Source organism: Halobacillus sp. ACCC02827 (assembly GCF_030291935.1).
Taxonomy (GTDB): domain Bacteria; phylum Bacillota; class Bacilli; order Bacillales; family Halobacillaceae; genus Halobacillus.
Window position 1 is genome coordinate 2,510,458 of sequence record NZ_CP128168.1, and the last position, 20,331, is coordinate 2,530,788.

At 47.0% G+C, this 20,331-nt stretch carries 16 protein-coding genes, 3 rRNA genes, 1 riboswitch and 1 other annotated feature; of the genes, 5 read left to right on the top strand and 14 right to left on the bottom strand.

The genetic code is table 11. The features are described from left to right. Nucleotides 1-11 precede the first annotated feature (11 nt). A complete protein-coding gene (locus QRD89_RS13325; protein ID WP_008635502.1) occupies nt 12-1,619 on the bottom strand; it encodes a putative polysaccharide biosynthesis protein in 1,608 nt (535 codons plus the stop codon). Between the two features lie 104 nt (nt 1,620-1,723). On the opposite strand from QRD89_RS13325, the gene QRD89_RS13330 reads away from it, so the two are divergent. Further along, nucleotides 1,724-2,986, top strand: coding sequence for a BaiN/RdsA family NAD(P)/FAD-dependent oxidoreductase (locus QRD89_RS13330; protein ID WP_008635503.1), 1,263 nt, complete (start codon nt 1,724-1,726; stop codon nt 2,984-2,986). Nucleotides 2,987-3,003: 17 nt separating this feature from the next. Here the strand turns inward: QRD89_RS13330 and QRD89_RS19280 are convergent, their stop codons facing one another. The 8 genes from QRD89_RS19280 to leuS form a co-directional block, all read right to left on the bottom strand. Next, nucleotides 3,004-3,249 (bottom strand): protein YuzH, encoded by a 246-nt coding sequence (locus QRD89_RS19280; RefSeq protein ID WP_502875720.1) that lies wholly within the window; start codon nt 3,247-3,249, stop codon nt 3,004-3,006. Nucleotides 3,250-3,311: 62 nt separating this feature from the next. After that, complete coding sequence (locus QRD89_RS13335; RefSeq protein ID WP_008635505.1) at nt 3,312-3,581, bottom strand: hypothetical protein; 270 nt, start codon at nt 3,579-3,581, stop codon at nt 3,312-3,314. Nucleotides 3,582-3,763: 182 nt separating this feature from the next. Then, nucleotides 3,764-3,877: ribosomal RNA gene (rrf, locus tag QRD89_RS13340) — 5S ribosomal RNA — on the bottom strand. Between the two features lie 86 nt (nt 3,878-3,963). Then, nucleotides 3,964-6,882, bottom strand: a 23S ribosomal RNA gene (locus QRD89_RS13345). A 182-nt stretch (nt 6,883-7,064) separates the two neighbouring features. Further along, a 16S ribosomal RNA gene (locus tag QRD89_RS13350) occupies nt 7,065-8,628 on the bottom strand. The 16S, 23S and 5S rRNA genes sit together here, the layout of an rRNA operon. Nucleotides 8,629-8,946: 318 nt before the next feature. Beyond that, nucleotides 8,947-9,294 carry a rhodanese-like domain-containing protein gene (locus QRD89_RS13355; protein ID WP_026578296.1) on the bottom strand — a complete coding sequence of 116 codons (348 nt, stop codon included), beginning with the start codon at nt 9,292-9,294 and terminating at the stop codon, nt 8,947-8,949. A 19-nt stretch (nt 9,295-9,313) separates the two neighbouring features. Next, nucleotides 9,314-9,625 carry a rhodanese-like domain-containing protein gene (locus QRD89_RS13360; protein WP_026578295.1) on the bottom strand — a complete coding sequence of 104 codons (312 nt, stop codon included), beginning with the start codon at nt 9,623-9,625 and terminating at the stop codon, nt 9,314-9,316. A gap of 122 nt (nt 9,626-9,747) precedes the next feature. Beyond that, nucleotides 9,748-12,162, bottom strand: coding sequence for a leucine--tRNA ligase (gene leuS / locus QRD89_RS13365; protein ID WP_286095436.1), 2,415 nt, complete (start codon nt 12,160-12,162; stop codon nt 9,748-9,750). 78 nt (nt 12,163-12,240) lie between these two features. Further along, nucleotides 12,241-12,460: a binding site (T-box leader), on the bottom strand. Between the two features lie 115 nt (nt 12,461-12,575). On the opposite strand from leuS, the gene QRD89_RS13370 reads away from it, so the two are divergent. Together QRD89_RS13370 and mnmM are read left to right on the top strand one after the other, a co-directional pair. Beyond that, on the top strand, nt 12,576-12,707 hold the full coding sequence (locus QRD89_RS13370) for a hypothetical protein (RefSeq protein ID WP_255358524.1): 132 nt from the start codon (nt 12,576-12,578) through the stop codon (nt 12,705-12,707). 81 nt (nt 12,708-12,788) lie between these two features. After that, nucleotides 12,789-13,361 carry a tRNA 5-(aminomethyl)-2-thiouridylate-methyltransferase MnmM gene (gene mnmM / locus QRD89_RS13375; RefSeq protein WP_286095437.1) on the top strand — a complete coding sequence of 191 codons (573 nt, stop codon included), beginning with the start codon at nt 12,789-12,791 and terminating at the stop codon, nt 13,359-13,361. A gap of 21 nt (nt 13,362-13,382) precedes the next feature. On the opposite strand, the gene tbcS is transcribed toward mnmM, so the two are convergent. Both tbcS and QRD89_RS13385 read right to left on the bottom strand, forming a co-directional pair. Continuing rightward, nucleotides 13,383-14,459, bottom strand: a complete 1,077-nt coding sequence (tbcS, locus tag QRD89_RS13380) for a tetraprenyl-beta-curcumene synthase (protein ID WP_026578293.1) — start codon at nt 14,457-14,459, stop codon at nt 13,383-13,385. Between the two features lie 16 nt (nt 14,460-14,475). Further along, complete coding sequence (locus QRD89_RS13385) at nt 14,476-15,255, bottom strand: alpha/beta hydrolase (RefSeq protein WP_026578292.1); 780 nt, start codon at nt 15,253-15,255, stop codon at nt 14,476-14,478. Between the two features lie 60 nt (nt 15,256-15,315). Here QRD89_RS13385 and QRD89_RS13390 point away from each other — a divergent pair, with 60 nt between their 5' ends. Further along, entirely contained in the window at nt 15,316-15,834 is a 519-nt protein-coding gene (locus QRD89_RS13390; RefSeq protein ID WP_008637601.1) for a gamma carbonic anhydrase, read from the top strand. Nucleotides 15,835-15,871: 37 nt separating this feature from the next. Here the strand turns inward: QRD89_RS13390 and metK are convergent, their stop codons facing one another. Beyond that, nucleotides 15,872-17,068, bottom strand: a complete 1,197-nt coding sequence (gene metK, locus QRD89_RS13395) for a methionine adenosyltransferase (RefSeq protein WP_008637600.1) — start codon at nt 17,066-17,068, stop codon at nt 15,872-15,874. A gap of 214 nt (nt 17,069-17,282) precedes the next feature. After that, nucleotides 17,283-17,397: riboswitch (SAM riboswitch) on the bottom strand. 317 nt (nt 17,398-17,714) lie between these two features. Between metK and pckA the strand changes: the two genes are divergently transcribed. Beyond that, complete coding sequence (gene pckA, locus QRD89_RS13400; RefSeq protein WP_008637599.1) at nt 17,715-19,304, top strand: phosphoenolpyruvate carboxykinase (ATP); 1,590 nt, start codon at nt 17,715-17,717, stop codon at nt 19,302-19,304. Between the two features lie 47 nt (nt 19,305-19,351). Here the strand turns inward: pckA and ytkD are convergent, their stop codons facing one another. Together ytkD and QRD89_RS13410 are read right to left on the bottom strand one after the other, a co-directional pair. Beyond that, nucleotides 19,352-19,819, bottom strand: coding sequence for an RNA deprotection pyrophosphohydrolase (gene ytkD, locus QRD89_RS13405; protein WP_008637598.1), 468 nt, complete (start codon nt 19,817-19,819; stop codon nt 19,352-19,354). A 196-nt stretch (nt 19,820-20,015) separates the two neighbouring features. Further along, entirely contained in the window at nt 20,016-20,327 is a 312-nt protein-coding gene (locus QRD89_RS13410) for a hypothetical protein (RefSeq protein ID WP_008637597.1), read from the bottom strand. Nucleotides 20,328-20,331 lie beyond the last annotated feature (4 nt).

The following is a 20,331-nucleotide window of genomic DNA, read 5'->3' on the forward strand; positions in this document are numbered from 1 at the left end:
AAAACTCCTTCTTACCTGCGTTTTAGAAATTTATCAAGGAAGCGGACTCTGCCCCCAAGAATTCGTTCGAGCAATGTTGTTTTATAAGCCATCCACAAATATGCGATACCACCGATGCCTATACTGAAGAGTAAGACGATCATCGCATGCAGTCTGTTTTCCGTAGGATCAAGAAACAGACTGAACAGCCATTTCACAGCGATCACCACGAAAGCCATAAGCACTGTTAAAATCAGCACCAGCAGCGTCCGTTTAAACAGCTGACGAAAGTCGAATTCTATCGTCGTGAAGATACGCCAGAAGTTTAGAACTACAGCGGCAGCAACGCCGATGCCTGTTGCTACGATGGCACCTTTTGCGCCCATCAGCTGGATGAGCCACCAGTTTAAGGCGATTTTCAGCATAATGCCTGTTCCAAGACTGACGACCGCGAAATTCTGCTTATTAATTCCCTGCAGAATGGATGAAGTGACCGTGTAAAGTGCCAGGAACAGTCCAACAGGAGCATACCAGCGAAGCAAGTCTCCGCGATAGGTAACCTCATCAACGCCGTAAAATGTCCCGTATGCTTCCAATGCTACGACGGAAAGCCCGACAACAGCAGGGATGATCAACAAAGCGACGATCTGTAATGCCTGATTGATCTGATGATTTAACCGGTTCATTTCATTTTTAGTAAACGCCTGGGTGATGGCGGGCAAGAGAGCAAGGGACAAGCCAAGACCAAGCGTCACCGGAATCATGATCAGCTTATGACTAAGGAAGTTTATTATAGAGAATGCATTATTGTATGCTTCTCCAGAAGCCCGGATCGCCTTCTCCATCGTAAACTGGTCGACTAGCTGATAAAGTGGTGTCGCGATACCGACAAGAATAAACGGTCCCGCATAACTAAATAATTCTTTGAACATTTCTTTATTGGACAAGCCGCTTGTGTACTCCTGCGCTTCCAGCTGGCGGTCCAAATACGGCTTACGCTTCCTCCAGTAGAGATACAGCACAAGGCAGGACGCAAGACCACCAATGAATGCAGCGAAAGTAGCGAAGCCGACGGCTCTAGGCATCGGCCCCTGCATCAGCTGCATAATAACAAAGACAGAGCCGAGCAGGAAGACAATCCGTACAATCTGCTCGACCACCTGTGATACGGCCGTCGGTGCCATGGATTCATATCCTTGGAAGAACCCTCTGGTAATACTCATCGGTGGAATGACTAACAGAGCAAAACTGACCATTTGAATGACCATAGTAGCCTGGCCAAGTCTCTCTGACTCTTCTCCGATGGTCCATACAGCGACTTGTTCAGCCGAGAAGAACAACATGAGGAAAGCCAGGACACCGGTAATGGACATAAGCGTCATTCCGGCTTTCAGCATTCTTCTTCCCGTTTCATAATCACCTAACGAATTGTATTTAGAAACAAATTTAGAAACGGCGACAGGAACGCCCATACTTGATAAACTAAGAAGGATACTGTAAGGGACATAAGCGATGGAAAACAAGTCGGTCCCTTCCGTACCTACCATATTTTCAAACGGGACGGTATAGATCATACCAAGAAACTTCGATAAGAATGTTCCTGCTGTCAACAAAATGGTACCTTTAAGAATCTTCGACATAATTACCTTTTCACCTTCAATTTTATTGTAGAATCGACCTCATCTATTTTATCATAGATAATGGACAAACAAGGAATGATTGAACAAAAGAAAGGAAGACATTCATGAGTTATCAAGTTACCGTCATCGGCGGAGGACCATCTGGGCTGATGGCGGCTATCGCTGCAGCTGAACAGGGTGTGAAAACACTTTTGATCGATAAGGGAAGAAAACTGGGCACGAAGCTTGCTATATCCGGAGGAGGACGCTGTAATGTTACGAACCGGCTTCCGGAAGAAGAAGTGATTAAGCATATTCCGGGAAATGGAAAATTCTTATACAGTCCTTTTTCCGTCTTTAACAATCACGATATCATCGATTTTTTTGAAGGCTTAGGAGTAGCATTAAAAGAAGAAGATCACGGACGGATGTTTCCTGTAAGTAATAAAGCCAAGGATGTCGTCCAGGCATTATTGAACAGATTGGACGAGTTGGGCGTGGAAGTACGTAAAGAAACACCTGTGGAGGCCATCCATTATGGGGAAGAATCTCATCAAGTTCTTTTGAAATCCAAAGAAAAGATTGAAACAAAGGGACTGATCCTTGCTGTAGGTGGAAAAGCTGTCCCGCATACCGGTTCCACAGGGGACGGATACGCATGGGCGAAGAAAGCCGGCCACACCATTACGACTCTGTTCCCGACCGAAGTCCCTTTACTATCCAAGGATGCTTTTATTAAATCAAAAACACTTCAAGGATTATCGCTAAGAGACCCGGCCGTCTCCGTTCTCAATAGCAAAGGAAAGAACATCGTTACTCACAAAATGGATATGCTCTTTACCCATTTCGGCATTTCCGGGCCGGCAGTTCTTAGGTGCTCCCAATATGTAGTCAAAGAATTAATGAAAGGGAACAAATCCGTTACGGTTGAAATTGACGCGCTCCCGGAAGAAAAAGAAGAACAAATCATTCAACAGCTTCAGAAGGAAACGAAAGATCAGGCAAAGAAAACCTTCCGAAATGTTGTAAAAGGGATGGTACCGGAGCGATTCCTTGATTATGTTATGGCTCAGGCGGACATCTCTCAAGAAGAAAAAGCCGCAAATATATCGAACCAGCAGCTTCGTTCCTTTGTCGGGTTGCTGAAGCATTTTCAAGTAAATGTTTATGATTCCCAGCCATTAGAGAAGGCATTTGTTACAGGTGGTGGAGTATCCATTAAAGAAATTGTCCCTAACACGATGCAGTCCAAACTTATGCATGGTTTGTATTTCTGCGGGGAAATCTTAGATATCCACGGCTATACAGGGGGATACAACATAACGTCTGCAATGGTTACAGGCCGTGTAGCGGGCATGCACGCCGCCTGGGAAGCAATGGGTTCATAAAAAATCGCGGAAAGGCACTATAAGCCTTTCCGCGAATTTCTTTGATTATATTCTTTTTCACGGCCTAATTCCTTATTGATAAGCTCCTGCATACCATCCCTGTCCTCTTTCTCAACCACAGGGTCACGTTCATCCCAATCTACTATATAGACGATATAGAATCTGCGTATTCTTCTGAAATATACCGTTGAGTTTGGAAATCGATCAAAGTAGCCGCGAACCATCTTTCTACCGGAATAGCTCCATCTTACTAAATTGATAATTACCCCTCCGAACGTACATTCTCATCCAGAATTATACCGCGTTTCTGCGAGGTCATCAACCGTCACCAAATAAATACTAATCCCATGTATGCAAAAAGCACACCACTAACCAAATAGAGATACCCGTAAGCCTTTAATCGATCAAGCCTTGTTGTTACTCCAAATACACCAAGAATACACAACCAAATCGTTATAACAATAAATAGAAGGTGCTGCGATTCACTTATTGATTTTTGTTGTGAGAGAAGATAAAAACCGATGGGGATGAGAACCAATGCCCATAAATACTTCCAATTCCAATAGGTATTTCTTTTCCGCTCTAATTGTACCACTGGTCACACTCCCTGTTCTTCCATTATTTTTTTCCTTTATTGTACCACATATATCCAACGTTTCTAGTCCATGCAGGATGGGAGGTTATCAATGACGGTAGAATGAAAGCATATTACAGGAATTATGAAAATAGCAAACAAAAAAAGTTTGCAACAGAAATACTGCTGCAAACTTTTAAGTGATGTGGCGACGTCCTACTCTCACGGGGATCTACCCGACTACCATCGGCGCTGAAGAGCTTAACTGCTGTGTTCGGCATGGGAACAGGTGTGACCTCTTCGCCTTCACCACCACATCAATATTCTATTGAGGTAAACCCTCAAAACTGGATAAGGAAACATCTTTATCGAAAGAAACGTTTTTCACGCGATCTATGATCAGATAGATAAGTCATCGATCCATTAGTATCCGTCAGCTCCACGTGTCACCACGCTTCCACCTCGGACCTATCAACCTCATCGTCTCTGAGGGATCTTATTTGCTCGAAGGCAAAGGGAAATCTCATCTCAAGGGGGGCTTCATGCTTAGATGCTTTCAGCACTTATCCCGACCACACGTAGCTACCCAGCTATGCTCCTGGCGGAACAACTGGTACACCAGCGGTGTGTCCATCCCGGTCCTCTCGTACTAAGGACAGCTCCTTTCAAATTTCCAACGCCCACGACGGATAGGGACCGAACTGTCTCACGACGTTCTGAACCCAGCTCGCGTACCGCTTTAATGGGCGAACAGCCCAACCCTTGGGACCGACTACAGCCCCAGGATGCGATGAGCCGACATCGAGGTGCCAAACCTCCCCGTCGATGTGGACTCTTGGGGGAGATAAGCCTGTTATCCCCGGGGTAGCTTTTATCCGTTGAGCGACGGCCCTTCCATGCGGTACCGCCGGATCACTAAGCCCGACTTTCGTCCCTGCTCGACTTGTAGGTCTCGCAGTCAAGCTCCCTTGTGCCTTTACACTCTGCGAATGATTTCCAACCATTCTGAGGGAACCTTTGGGCGCCTCCGTTACTCTTTGGGAGGCGACCGCCCCAGTCAAACTGCCCACCTGACACTGTCTCCGGACCGGATCACGGTCCTGGGTTAGAATGTCCGTACAGCCAGGGTAGTATCCCACCAGCGCCTCCACCGAAGCTAGCGCTCCGGCTTCTAAGGCTCCTACCTATCCTGTACAAGCTGTACCAACATTCAATATCAGGCTACAGTAAAGCTCCACGGGGTCTTTCCGTCCTGTCGCGGGTAATGTGCATCTTCACACATAGTATAATTTCACCGGGTCTCTCGTTGAGACAGTGCCCAAGTCGTTGCACCTTTCGTGCGGGTCGGAACTTACCCGACAAGGAATTTCGCTACCTTAGGACCGTTATAGTTACGGCCGCCGTTTACTGGGGCTTCGGTTCAACGCTTCGCTTACGCTAACGCATCCCCTTAACCTTCCAGCACCGGGCAGGTGTCAGCCCCTATACTTCGCCTTACGGCTTCGCAGAGACCTGTGTTTTTGGTAAACAGTCGCTTGGGCCTTTTCACTGCGGCTCCTCGGCAGAGGAGCACCCCTTCTCCCGAAGTTACGGGGTCATTTTGCCGAGTTCCTTAACGAGAGTTCTCCCGCTCACCTTAGGATCCTCTCCTCGCCTACCTGTGTCGGTTTGCGGTACGGGCACCTCTTTCCTCACTAGAGGATTTTCTTGGCAGTGTGAACTCAGGAGCTTCGGTACTATAGTTCCCTCCCCATCACAGCTTGACGTTATGCCGGACGGATTTGCCTATCCGACCGTCTCACTGCTTGGACGTGCACATCCAATGGCACGCTCTCCTTATCCTCCTGCGTCCCCCCGTCGTTCAAACGGAAAGGAGGTGGTACAGGAATATCAACCTGTTGTCCATCGCCTACGCCTTTCGGCCTCGGCTTAGGTCCCGACTAACCCTGAGAGGACGAGCCTTCCTCAGGAAACCTTAGGCATTCGGTGAAAGAGATTCTCACTCTTTTTTCGCTACTCATACCGGCATTCTCACTTCTAAGCGCTCCACCAGTCCTTACGGTCTGACTTCACGGCCCTTAGAACGCTCTCCTACCATTGATCCTACGATCAATCCGCAGCTTCGGTGGTGTGTTTAGCCCCGGTACATTTTCGGCGCAGAGTCACTCGACCAGTGAGCTATTACGCACTCTTTAAATGATGGCTGCTTCTAAGCCAACATCCTGGTTGTCTAAGCAACTCCACATCCTTTTCCACTTAACACACACTTTGGGACCTTAGCTGGCGGTCTGGGCTGTTTCCCTCTCGACTATGAACCTTATCACCCACAGTCTGACTCCCAGAACAAAGTCTATGGCATTCGGAGTTTGACTGAATTCGGTAACCCGATAGGGGCCCCTCGTCCAATCAGTGCTCTACCTCCATGACTTTCTATTCTGAGGCTAGCCCTAAAGCTATTTCGGAGAGAACCAGCTATCTCCGTGTTCGATTGGCATTTCACCCCTACCCACACCTCATCCCCGCAATTTTCAACTTGCGTGGGTTCGGGCCTCCAGTCAGTGTTACCTGACCTTCACCCTGGACATGGGTAGATCACACGGTTTCGGGTCTACGACCGCATACTCACTCGCCCTATTCAGACTCGCTTTCGCTGCGGCTCCGCTTCTGCTGCTTAACCTTGCATACGGTCGTAACTCGCCGGTTCATTCTACAAAAGGCACGCCATCACCCATTAACGGGCTCTGACTACTTGTAGGCACACGGTTTCAGGATCTCTTTCACTCCCCTTCCGGGGTGCTTTTCACCTTTCCCTCACGGTACTGGTTCACTATCGGTCACTAGGGAGTATTTAGCCTTGGGAGATGGTCCTCCCGGATTCCGACGGAATTTCACGTGTTCCGCCGTACTCAGGATACACTCCGGAGGGAGAAAGGTTTCGACTACAGGGCTGTTACCTGCTCTGGCTGATCGTTCCAGATCGATTCATCTACCTTCCTCCTTGGTAACTCCAAAGGAGTGTCCTACAACCCCAAGAGGCAAGCCTCTTGGTTTGGGCTGATTCCGTTTCGCTCGCCGCTACTTGGGAAATCGCATTTGCTTTCTCTTCCTCCGGGTACTTAGATGTTTCAGTTCCCCGGGTCTGCCTTCTTATACCTATGTATTCAGCATAAGATCCTGCTCCATTACGAACAGTGGGTTTCCCCATTCGGAAATCTCCGGGTCAAAGCCTACTTACGGCTCGCCGGAGCATATCGGTGTTAGTCCCGTCCTTCATCGGCTCCTAGTACCAAGGCATCCACCGTGCGCCCTTATTCACTTAACTATCGTCGTGAAAAGACGTTTGTTTAAAACTTTCGATGTTTGATGTCTTGTCATCAATCGTTTCATCGTTAGATGATACGATGATTCCTTATCCAGTTTTCAAGGTTCACGTAGTTCAGAGAAATCTTTCGATCTCTCAAAACTGAACAACCAACCAAGTACGCTTCCGTTCTAAATCCTTAGAAAGGAGGTGATCCAGCCGCACCTTCCGATACGGCTACCTTGTTACGACTTCACCCCAATCATTGGTCCCACCTTCGGCGGCTGGCTCCAAAAGGTTACCTCACCGACTTCGGGTGTTACCAACTCTCGTGGTGTGACGGGCGGTGTGTACAAGGCCCGGGAACGTATTCACCGCGGCATGCTGATCCGCGATTACTAGCGATTCCGGCTTCATGCAGGCGAGTTGCAGCCTGCAATCCGAACTGAGAATGGTTTTATGGGATTTGCTACACCTCGCGGCTTCGCTGCCCTTTGTACCATCCATTGTAGCACGTGTGTAGCCCAGGTCATAAGGGGCATGATGATTTGACGTCATCCCCGCCTTCCTCCGGTTTGTCACCGGCAGTCACCTTAGAGTGCCCAACTGAATGCTGGCAACTAAGATCAGGGGTTGCGCTCGTTGCGGGACTTAACCCAACATCTCACGACACGAGCTGACGACAACCATGCACCACCTGTCACTTGGTCCCCGAAGGGAAATCCCTATCTCTAGGGAGGTCCAAGGATGTCAAGACCTGGTAAGGTTCTTCGCGTTGCTTCGAATTAAACCACATGCTCCACCGCTTGTGCGGGCCCCCGTCAATTCCTTTGAGTTTCAGCCTTGCGGCCGTACTCCCCAGGCGGAGTGCTTAATGCGTTAACTTCAGCACTAAGGGGTGGAAGCCCCCTAACACCTAGCACTCATCGTTTACGGCGTGGACTACCAGGGTATCTAATCCTGTTTGCTACCCACGCTTTCGCACCTCAGCGTCAGAAACAGACCAGAGAGTCGCCTTCGCCACTGGTGTTCCTCCACATATCTACGCATTTCACCGCTACACGTGGAATTCCACTCTCCTCTTCTGTCCTCAAGTTCCCCAGTTTCCAATGACCCTCCACGGTTGAGCCGTGGGCTTTCACATCAGACTTAAGGAACCGCCTGCGCGCGCTTTACGCCCAATAATTCCGGACAACGCTTGCCCCCTACGTATTACCGCGGCTGCTGGCACGTAGTTAGCCGGGGCTTCCTCGTTAGGTACCGTCAAGGTACCGCTCTATTCGCACGGTACTTGTTCTTCCCTAACAACAGAACTTTACGATCCGAAGACCTTCATCGTTCACGCGGCGTTGCTCCGTCAGACTTTCGTCCATTGCGGAAGATTCCCTACTGCTGCCTCCCGTAGGAGTCTGGGCCGTGTCTCAGTCCCAGTGTGGCCGATCACCCTCTCAGGTCGGCTACGCATCGTCGCCTTGGTGAGCCGTTACCTCACCAACTAGCTAATGCGCCGCGGGCCCATCTGTAAGTGATAGCGAGAAGCCATCTTTCAACTTTCCTTCATGCGAAAGAAAGTATTACCCGGTATTAGCCCCGGTTTCCCGGAGTTATCCCGATCTTACAGGCAGGTTGCCCACGTGTTACTCACCCGTCCGCCGCTCGTTCCACGAGCGTCACCCCGAAGGGATCAGCTCGCTTCCCGCGCTCGACTTGCATGTATTAGGCACGCCGCCAGCGTTCGTCCTGAGCCAGGATCAAACTCTCCATAAAAGTGTTTGACTTGCTCATTTTGCACACCGAATGTGCTTGTTTGAATTCTCTCTATATAATAGAAAGAATGTTTGACGTACTGGTTGATTCGTTCAGTTTTCAAAGATCGATGTCTGCCGTATTCGACAGTAAACAAATTCTAGCATGTCCCCCGATGTTTCGTCAATAGGTTTGAAAGAAAATGTTTAAATATTCTTTAAATCTAGAATTTTGTTGCTGTTTAAATGAGCAACGTACTCAATACTACACTCCTCACAAAACAAAGTCAATAGTTTTTTAAAAATATTAATCAACTCAACAGAAATAGAGAAAGGCCCACTAAAAAGTAGACCTTTCCTTAGAATTCACATAGTAAACATCCGTGTTTTTGTTCTTACGAATCATTTTCGCTGCAAGTTTCGCCGCTCTTTTATCATCCGTGACGACCAGAATATCATCCTGACAGTCGAAGCGATCTTTAAGTACACGCGGAAGATAACTGAGGGGGATGTTCTCAGCTCCGGGATATGGGGATCGATATGCACTGATATAATCCCTGATATCGATAATGCAGAATTCGAGTTCCGGATCACCGTGCTCCCGGTATGGTTTAACGATGGATCGCTTATAAACCTGATATCCGTACCATAAAAGTAAAAACAGGACAAAACCATATAAAATTGTCATTAGCGGTTACCCTTTCCTGTTAAAAGACAAGCTCTCCACTCCATTCCAACATGCCGCCTTTCATGTTCTTAACATTGGTGAATCCTTTCTCTTGCATGAATTCTGCTGCATTCATGCTGCGACGACCGGAGCGGCAGATCATTACGTATTCCTGATTCTTGGAAAGTCCATCAATTGCTTGCGGAATGTCACCCAACCGGATGTGCTTGGCATCAGGCACCATTCCTTCTGCGACTTCTTCGTCTTCCCGGACATCTATAGCGATAAAATCATCATTTCGTTTTTGCTTGTTTTCTAATTCTTCTGGAGTAATTTCTTCAATATGTTTCATTTATATTCCTCCTCATCGATAGGTTGCAGCTTTATTCTAAATCATCCCAATTCAAAGTCAAGATATCTGTTTTCAAAAGAAAAGATGCCCCGGGAAATTCCGGGACATCCATAAATCACACATTAATTCGCAACGATATTGACAAGCTTTCCAGGGACAGCAATTACTTTTCTAACCGTTTTCCCTTCCAGCCATTGTTGTACTTCTTCGTTCTCCAACGCATCTTTCTCAAGCTCTTCTTTAGAAGCTTCCGGGTTTACCATCATTTTCGCACGGACTTTACCCATTACTTGAATAACAACCTCGACTTCGTCTTCTACCAGCTTGGATTCATCAAAATCCGGCCACGGTTGGTAGCTGATTGTTTCCGTGTGACCCAGTTTTTCCCACAGCTCTTCCGCCAAGTGTGGGGCGACAGGAGACAGAAGCTTCACAAAACCTTCCATATAACTCTTAGGCAGCACATCTGCTTTGTAGCTGTCGTTAATGTAGACCATCATTTGAGATATTCCTGTATTGAAGCGGAGCGCCTCAAAGTTTTCCGTCACTTTCATAACCGTCTCATGATAGGATTTCTCAAGAGCATCATTCGCGGCTCCTTCTTGAATGGCATCGGATAAGGACCCATCCTTCACATAAAGTCTCCAGACACGATCAAGGAAACGACGCGCTCCATCCAGACCATTTGCGGACCACGCAATGGAAGCTTCCAGTGGACCCATGAACATTTCATAAAGTCTCAACGTGTCTGCACCGTGAGAATAAACGATATCATCCGGATTGACGACATTTCCTTTTGATTTACTCATTTTCTCATTATTCTCGCCAAGGATCATTCCTTGGTTGAATAGTTTCTGGAACGGTTCTTTTGTAGGTACCACCCCTGCGTCGTAAAGGACTTTATGCCAGAAGCGGGCGTACAACAAGTGAAGAACCGCGTGTTCTGCCCCTCCGATATACACATCGACCGGAAGCCATTTCTTCAGGGCTTCATAGTCTGCGAAGCTCTCGCTGTTGTCCGGATCGATATAACGCAGGTAGTACCAGCAGCTGCCTGCCCACTGAGGCATGGTATTTGTTTCACGGCGCCCTTTCATACCTGTTTCCGGATCGACGACATTCACCCAGTCCTCAATATTCGCAAGAGGAGATTCTCCGGTTCCAGACGGTTTGATTTCTTTTGTTTTCGGAAGACGTACAGGAAGGTCTTCTTCTTTCGCAGGCGTGATGGATCCGTCTTCCCAGTGGATGACAGGGATCGGTTCTCCCCAGTAGCGCTGGCGGCTGAACAACCAGTCACGCAGACGATAAGTCGTCTGTTTCTTTCCTTTTCCGTTCTCTTCCAGCCATTGGATGGCTTTGGTCATTGCTGCTTCTTTATCAAGTCCGTCCAAGAAACCGGAGTTAATATGTGCTCCATCACCTGTATAAGCTTCTTCCTCAACGTCTCCACCTTCCAATACAGGGATGATGGATAAGTCGAACTTCTTGGCGAATTCATAGTCTCTCTCGTCATGTGCCGGAACGGCCATAATAGCGCCGCTGCCATAGCTCATCAATACGTAGTCCGCCACCCATATCGGAAGCTTTTCTCCGTTAATCGGATTTACGGCATACCCTCCGGTAAACACGCCGGACTTGTCCTTAGCTAAATCCGTACGCTCCAGGTCGCTTTTGTTCTTGGAAGTTTCTACATATTGATTCACTGCATCCTGTTGCTCAACAGTCACAACTTTCTGTACCAACGGGTGTTCTGGAGCAAGCACTGTATACGTTGCACCGAAGAGCGTATCGGGTCTTGTCGTGAATACGTTGAAGGACTCATCCGTTCCATCCACTTCAAAAGTGACTTCTGCTCCTTCTGACTTTCCGATCCAGTTCCTCTGCATATCTTTGATACTTTCCGGCCAATCCAGTTCTTCCAAGTCTTCCAACAGACGATCGGCATAGGCAGTAATCTTCAACATCCACTGTTTCATCGGACGTCGCTCGACAGGGTGTCCTCCCCGCTCACTCTTTCCATCAATGACTTCTTCATTCGCAAGGACCGTTCCAAGTGCCGGACACCAGTTGACAGCCACTTCGTCGATATAAGCGAGGCCCTTCTCATAAAGTTTCAGAAAAATCCATTGTGTCCATTTATAATAGTCAGGATCGGTCGTGTTTACTTCACGGTCCCAATCATAGGAAAAGCCAAGTTCCTGAATCTGTCGACGGAAGTTATCGATATTCTGCTTTGTAAACTCTTCTGGATCATTCCCTGTATCCAGAGCATACTGCTCTGCCGGAAGCCCGAAAGCATCCCAGCCGATTGGATGCAGCACTTCATACCCCTGCATTCGCTTCATCCGGGAAAGAATATCCGTTGCCGTGTATCCCTCCGGGTGCCCAACGTGCAGGCCAGCACCTGATGGATATGGGAACATATCCAAAGCGTAGAATTTTTCTTTCTGTGAGTTACTGTCTGTCTTGAACGTCTTGTTATCAAGCCAGTATTGCTGCCATTTCTTCTCGATTGTCTTATGATTAAAAGCCATTTTCCATTCCCTCCATGATCTCTGTCAGAGTAAAGCGGCCTTAAAGGCCTGTATAAATACAAAAAACCTCTCATCCCAATATGGGACGAGAGGTTTGATTCCCGCGGTACCACCCAAATTAACACGCAGACACGTGTTCATCTCGATCGCTGATAACGGTGCTTCCACCGGCAGAAACTACTCAGGTTCACTCCTGCAACATCCAAGGCGAGTTCGTGATGACCAAGGACGACTTCCAGCACCCGCCGCCTCTCTAAAACTTGGTAAAATCACTACTACTCCTCTTCCCAGTCTTTATACGTATATTCGTATCTTAATGAATGGCAGGTTCTTTGTCAAGCAGGCCTCCCCTTTCGACTGGACCCGCATCACATAAGGGTGTTAGGATAAGTGAAAATAAAGGAGGGATTAACATGAAGAAACTCATCAAAAAAGCAGTCGACTATGCAAAGAATAATCCCGAAAAAACAAAGCACTATGCAAAGAAGGCCTACGACACGATTCAAAAGAAGAAATCTAAAAGCAGAACAGAACGCCCCCGCTAGTATTGGCGGGGTTTCTCTTGCACACGGCCGGCTTCATGCTACAATATACAGCGGACATTATTAACGGACGGAGGACTAGCAATGAACTTAGAAAGAATCATCCCTTATTCACACATGCTTATGAAGCTATTTATAGAAGAAGGGGATGTGGTCATAGACGGGACTTGCGGGAATGGTCATGATACCTTATTCCTCACTAACTTAGTCGGAGATACAGGGCATGTATATGGGTTTGATATCCAGAAAGTGGCTGTGGAGAACACGACAGAACGCCTCAAAGAGGCAGGAAATGAGAACAGAGCGACAATCCTTCACGAATCCCACTCCCAAGTGAAAACTTCCATCAGCAGAGAGCACAAAAAACGTGTGCAGGCAGCCATTTATAACCTTGGCTACTTACCGGGAAGTGACAAAACAGTCATTACAAAACCGGAGGAAACATTAGCTTCCGTTCAAGAGACCTTGTCTATATTAAAACCCGGTGGATTATTAGTACTGGTGGTATACCACGGGCATGAAGGCGGAGAAGAAGAGAAAGACGCTCTCTTAGAATACCTCACCGCTCTCGATTCCAAAGAATACCACGTGCTCCATTACGGCTTCATCAATCAGAAACGTAAACCACCTTTTATATTAGCTGTAGAAAAGCATTAATACAAAAAACGGCCTGGACGATTACAACTCACGTCCAGGCTTTAATTTGTGATACATTTTGGTATTCAGGTAAAAGAACGTCGCTTTCTTTCCACTCGCCTTCAAGAGTTCTTTAACAAAGCTCTTCGCATTGGCAATACGCCCGACTTTTCGATCGGCCAAATACATTCCAACAAGCCCTTCATGAACCATCTCATGGAAAGCAGCGTTTGGTAACCGTTGAATCTCTTCGTTCGTTCTCTCGACGAAATACTTGAACCTCGCCCGCATCTCCTCTTCGTGCTCATAATAGGAACAAAAATTCAAATCCCCTTCCTCTTCATCCTCCTCCTGATCAATATAGTAATCAAGGAGAATGTGAAGCCCCTGCATGAATGGGAAATAGCTTCTTGTCACCTGCTCTGCTAAAGAAGGGTCAATTCTTCCACCAAGAGTATAAGAGACAAGGCAGAAAATACCAAGGGTAGAGCCCGTACATGCCGAAAATTCATACCATTTCAGTTGCGGCCAGTCCTTCTGGTGATCTTCAAACCATTGCTGTAACCTTGGAATACGTTCCTCTTCCACCACATGTTTATGTACTTGAAGATCGCTGTAAAGGGAACCAAGATTCCGAGTATGCTCCAGGACTATGTCATAGCCTTCCGCATTCCGAAGTACGTCCTGACAAGTTTTCACAAGGAGATGGAGGTAACCGGCGTCGTCTGATTCCTCACGATATTTATAGTAGTCTTGTCTTTCATTCCCTGGCGTCAGCGCATCCGCCATCGCCTGATGGAGCATGCGGAAATCTTTCGGATCCATCGATGTACTTCTGTCACATAAGTTATCAAGATAATCACTAATGGTTTGATAGGCTACGATAAAACGAACCGCTTCGTCCCTTCTCTCCCCTGCAAGCACCGCATAAATCGCCCCGCCTTCACAATGGAACGTTTTGCTTTCAATGCTGGCAAGTGCCTGAATCCTTAATTCCGGATCTGGTATTTGACGCGCCCGATCAATCCAAACGTTCAATTCTCTATGAACGGAAGGAAAGATATTTTTGTACACGTGGTACATGAGATGCAGGGCGTTACTCGGTACATTTGCTTTCATATGTTTCCCTCCCTGTCTATTTCTTGAGTTGCTGTTGTAAAAACCCAAGTGTATAAAGGTACACATCTTCCCACTCCGGCTCATTGAATAGTTCATGGTATAATTCCGGCCATTCTTTGTATGTTTTTTCTTTAGCATCCACTATATGAAACCATTCTGCCGTTTTTTCCGCCACTACCAGTTCGTCACGTCCCGCCTGCAAGACAAGAAGAGGTACATCCGGAAACTGGTTGACGTCCCGGAAAGCCAGACGGGAAGCACGTTGAAACTCCCGGTACCAACGCACAGAGACTTTCTTAAGGACAAGTGGATCTTTACGAAACTGTTCGACTTTCACGGTATCCCTTGTAATCAATGAAGGGTCTTGGTTGGCATCCATACGTAAAGAGGGCGCTATGATATTCAATAGGTAGGACAACCATTCCACAGGCGCACTTACACTGCCTTTAATAGCCAATGCAGGAGACGAGAGGATGATACCATCCATTTTCTGTTGCAGCTGTTCCATTACCCGCACCGTTACAAGACCACCCATACTATGACCGAGCAGAAATATTTTTTTATCGGGATCCGCTTCCCCGATCCAGCCCTCTACTGTCTTTATGTACTCCTCAAAGGAATGGATATGACCTTTCCTTCCGGGTGAATTTCCCTGGCCAGGCAGATCGCCGTATATAACATCGAAACCATCTTTATGAAGCCGATCCGCCAACCGCTCATATCTTCCACCATGTTCAAATGCTCCGTGGACGATAATGATAGTGCCGTCTGATGCTGGAGATTGCTTTTTATTCACAGTCTATCCCCCGTTCCATCTGCTATACTATCCTTAACTAATATTATAAGGGGGTTTACTATGATTTGCGAATATAAAGGAAAGCGCCCGTCTATACACCCGACGGCTTACATCGCTGATGATGCCGTTATTACAGGAGATGTTTTTATCGATGAAGGAGCAAGCATCTGGTTTAAAACCGTCATCCGCGGGGATGTAGCTCCGGTACATATCGGCAGGAATACAAATGTACAGGATCTCAGTATGCTTCATCAAAGCCCGGGTCAACCACTGATCCTTGAAGATGGCGTGACGGTCGGTCATCAAGTGACCCTGCATTCCGCACACATTAAGAAAAACGCGCTGATCGGTATGGGGTCCCTCATACTCGATGGAGCGATAATTGGAGAAGAAGCTTTCATCGGCGCTGGGAGCCTCGTCCCGCCGGGAAAAGTTATCCCTCCAAGGACGCTCGCTTTCGGCCGGCCCGCGAAAGTAGTTCGGGAACTGAACGAGCATGACTATCAAGAGTTGGAAAGGATAAGAACCACTTACATAGAGAAAGGAAACTATTATAAACAGCAGCAAGAAAAAGATTAAAAACAAAAAAGTACCCTTGCGGGTACTTTTTTTGTCCTTAATTGAAACGAGATTTTAATTGTTCTGCTTTGTCCGTCCGCTCCCAAGGGAACTCAATATCCGTGCGGCCGAAATGACCATAAGCAGCCGTATCACGGTAGATAGGTCGACGCAGATCCAGCATCTTGATAATACCGGCAGGGCGCAGATCGAACAGATCACGCACAGCTTCTACCAGCTTCTCTTCCGATACTTTGCCAGTACCATTCGAGTTGATGGCAATAGAAACCGGCTGCGCTACACCTATTGCATACGCAAGCTGCACTTCCACAGCGTCTGCAAGTCCGGCAGCTACGATGTTCTTCGCAACATAGCGGGCTGCATAAGCAGCAGAGCGGTCCACTTTCGTCGCGTCTTTCCCGCTGAAAGCACCTCCGCCGTGACGGGCATATCCGCCATACGTATCCACAATGATTTTTCTTCCCGTCAAGCCGGCATCCCCTTGAGGACCGCCGATAACGAAACGACCTGTCGGATTGATGAAGTATTTCGTCTGCTCATCAATGAGCTCCGCCGGTACAACAGGACCGATCACATGGTCGCGCAGATCTTTCTTAATCTGCTCCAATGTAATTTCTTCCGCGTGCTGTGTAGAAATGACAATGGTATCTACGCGGACAGGTTTATCCAGCTCATCGTACTCGATGGTCACTTGTGTCTTCCCGTCCGGGCGCAGGTAATCCAGCGTGCCGTCTTTACGGACATCCGAAAGACGCTTGGACAGTTTATGTGCCAGTGAAATAGGAAGAGGCATTAGTTCTTTCGTTTCATTATTAGCAAAACCGAACATTAAGCCCTGATCTCCAGCTCCGATCGCTTCAATCTCATCGTCGCTCATCTTGCCCTCGCGGGATTCCAATGCTTCATCCACTCCGCCTGCAATATCAGGGGACTGCTCATCGATGGCAGTCAGAACGGCACACGTATCCGCATCGAAGCCGTATTTGGCTCGAGTATATCCAATATCTTTAATTGTTTGACGAACGATGGATGGGATGTCTACATAAGTATTTGTACTGATCTCTCCTGAGACGAGCACAAGTCCCGTGGTCACTGTTGTCTCACATGCAACCCGAGCATTCGGGTCATTTTTTAAAATTTCGTCTAAAATGGCATCAGAAATCTGGTCACATATTTTATCGGGGTGACCTTCTGTAACTGACTCTGATGTGAATAACCGGCGATTGGCAGGCATTCTGAAAAACTCCTCCTTCTGTAAGTACAAAGTATTAGACGGAACTCTTTACCAGTATGTGCAGAAACGAAAAAACGTTTCCTTCGTTCATGCTTCATCCACAACCATTAGAGCTTTATATAGGAATCTATACCGGATGACCTCCGGCTCGGATATTTCTCCATAAAAAGAAAAAACCCTTCCTAATGTCGAGGAAAGGGGCTGCTTCCTTTCGCTCTTATCGTCCAAGAAGGAATTCGTTCCTTCCTGCTTCAGGTTAGCACCATGCCATTCTCATGACGGTTGCTGGGTTTCAAAGGGCCTGTCCCTCCACCAACTCTGGATAAGAGAGTTTCCGTTCTTCGTTATCGTATCGAAAACCATGTAACATGTCAATCAGATTCCACCCGTATCCCCGACCAGGTACGGTTTTTACGGATCCTTACAAAACCAAGGACCCGCCACCTTTTCTTTCCATTTATAAACGTTCACACCGGAAAAAACATAAGATAGAAATAAACCATCCGGATTTTAACAAGAAGCCAATATTTGTTCACAAAATATTGGAAACAATTTCACCAAATAGTATGGACTATAAAAATGAATGTGTTATACTAATTCCATCTTAAGGATGATTAAATTATTTGACAAAGGCGGGTCGACTTATATGAGTACCATTAACCAAATGTCTGAACTTAACCTATTACTAGCTCAAGAAAATGTCCATCACCAACTTTCCGTTCCGCACTTGGTGGAGAAGATCCTCTCTCGCAACGAAGGCACATTAACAGAAAAAGGTGCAATTCAAGCGACTACTGGTACTTACACCGGCAGATCACCAAAAGACAAATTCATCGTCAAAGACGACACGTCCGAACAAAAAGTGGATTGGGGTACGATCAATACGCCGATTGACGAGAGTACTTTCGTTCAGCTTTACCACAAAGTTCTTACGTATTTAAAGAAGCGGGAAGAACTCTTTGTTTTCAAAGGGTTTGCCGGCGCAGAAACACGGTATCGTCTTCCCATCCAAGTCGTGACAGAGTTTGCGTGGCACAATCTTTTCGCTAAACAGATGTTCATTCGTCCAAATACGGAAGAGGTGGCAGATCATGAAGCGGAATTCACGGTTATATCCGCTCCGACCTTCAAGGCTGATCCTGAAGTGGACGGGACAAATTCAGAAGCGTTCATCATGATTTCCTTCAAACACCGTATCGTCTTAATTGGCGGAACCGAGTATGCCGGGGAAATCAAAAAATCGATTTTCTCCGTCATGAACTATATTCTTCCGGAGAAAAACATCCTGCCGATGCACTGTTCAGCGAACGTTGGTAAAGAAGGCGATGTCGCTCTTTTCTTCGGGTTATCCGGAACGGGCAAGACTACCCTTTCTGCAGATCCTTCCCGCCGTTTGATCGGGGATGACGAGCATGCGTGGTCGAACTACGGCGTCTTCAATATTGAAGGCGGTTGCTACGCCAAGTGTATCAACCTTTCTAAAGAAAAGGAACCACAAATTTACGATGCGATTCATTTTGGATCGGTTCTGGAGAATGTCATACTAAGCGCAGACTCACATGAACCGGATTATGACGACACAAGTTTGACAGAAAACACTCGTGCGGCTTATCCGCTTGAACATATATCCAACACTGTACAGCCCAGTGTAGCTGGTCATCCAAATGCGATCATTTTCTTGACCGCTGATGCTACAGGCGTTCTCCCTCCGATCAGTAAGTTGACGAAGGAACAGGCAATGTACCACTTCCTGAGCGGATATACCAGCAAACTCGCAGGTACAGAAAGGGGAATTACAGAACCGCAGGCGACATTCTCCGCCTGCTTCGGCTCTCCATTCCTTCCCTTGGCTCCATCTAAGTATGCAGAAATGCTTGGCGAGAAAATTGATCAATTCCAGACCGACGTCTATCTAGTGAATACAGGATGGTCCGGAGGGTCTTACGGGGAAGGACAGCGGATCAAGTTAAGCTACACAAGAGCTATGATCCACGCTGCGTTGGAAGGAGAATTAAGCTCAGCGGAGACGTATAAAGATCCTTTCTTCGGTTTACACGTTCCCACCCACTGCCCTGGTGTCCCTGATGAGGTATTGTCACCTCGTAAGACATGGACAGATAAAGAGGCCTACGACCTGAGCGCTAAAGCGCTTGCCGAAAAGTTCCATAAGAACTTTGAGAAATTCACTTATGCGAGCGAAGCAATTAGGAAAGCAGGACCTTCCTATCATAGCTGAACATCATAAAATATCCCCCACGTGGTCACGTGGGGGATATTTATTCTTCAGATATGACGCTGAATACGTTTCATGCATTCCGGAAGGACTTCATCCTTCATCATAAAGCTGAAGCGCTCATTCACTCTCATGTTCTTTGGGAGATGTCGGAATAAGACAGGGCCGTGTGTTTCAAAATAGTGTTCCTGATCGGCCAGTTCAGATATGACGGCATAATATACGTTCTTTATGACCGTGCCACCTTTACCATCCACATGGTATTGACCGATATACGTCAACTCTTTAATTCTCGCACCTGTCTCTTCCTGAACTTCCCGCACAGCTGCCTGATCTGCTGTTTCGCCCTCTTCGACTTTTCCTCCGGGAAATTCGAACCCTCGATCCTTATGTCTCGTCAAAAGCCATTGGTCCTTATAACGGCAAATGACCCAAACATGCTTCGGAGTTGCAGAGAACGGATGATCCTCAAATGATAGTCGAACAGGGTTCTGGTAAAAATCATAAAATGTTTTCATGTTTGCTCCACTGCCTTTAATCCTAGTTATACGTTCTTGATGGTACCTGTATAAATCGTACCATAAGGATGTATAAATACAAACCGGTGCGTTTCGATACTCTGCTGCTATTTGTATTATTCCTTTTGAAATCCTCCTCTAAACAAAGGATTTCATACAAAAAAGCCGCTCCAGTCTAACGGAGGGGCTTTTTCCATCAAAGATCCAACACGCCCATCTGGACGATGTGATCTTTCGTTTGATCATCACCTAGTTCATGAATGCGCTGGAAAGCCTTCTTCATGTCCACATCCGTCTCATCATTATCCTCATCTTTATGGTAAGGCATGAATGGGATATGCGCTCGATAGAAGGACCGATTGTCCGCATTATTGATTTCATCGAAGATTTCACGAAGGCCGATCACTTCTTCCTCTGTCGCGTAAATGATGAAATCATCGTTGTTCGCATCATGATTCAGGGAGATTTCCCTTGTCCCAATATTGATATAATACTTGTTTCTGTCCATCCTT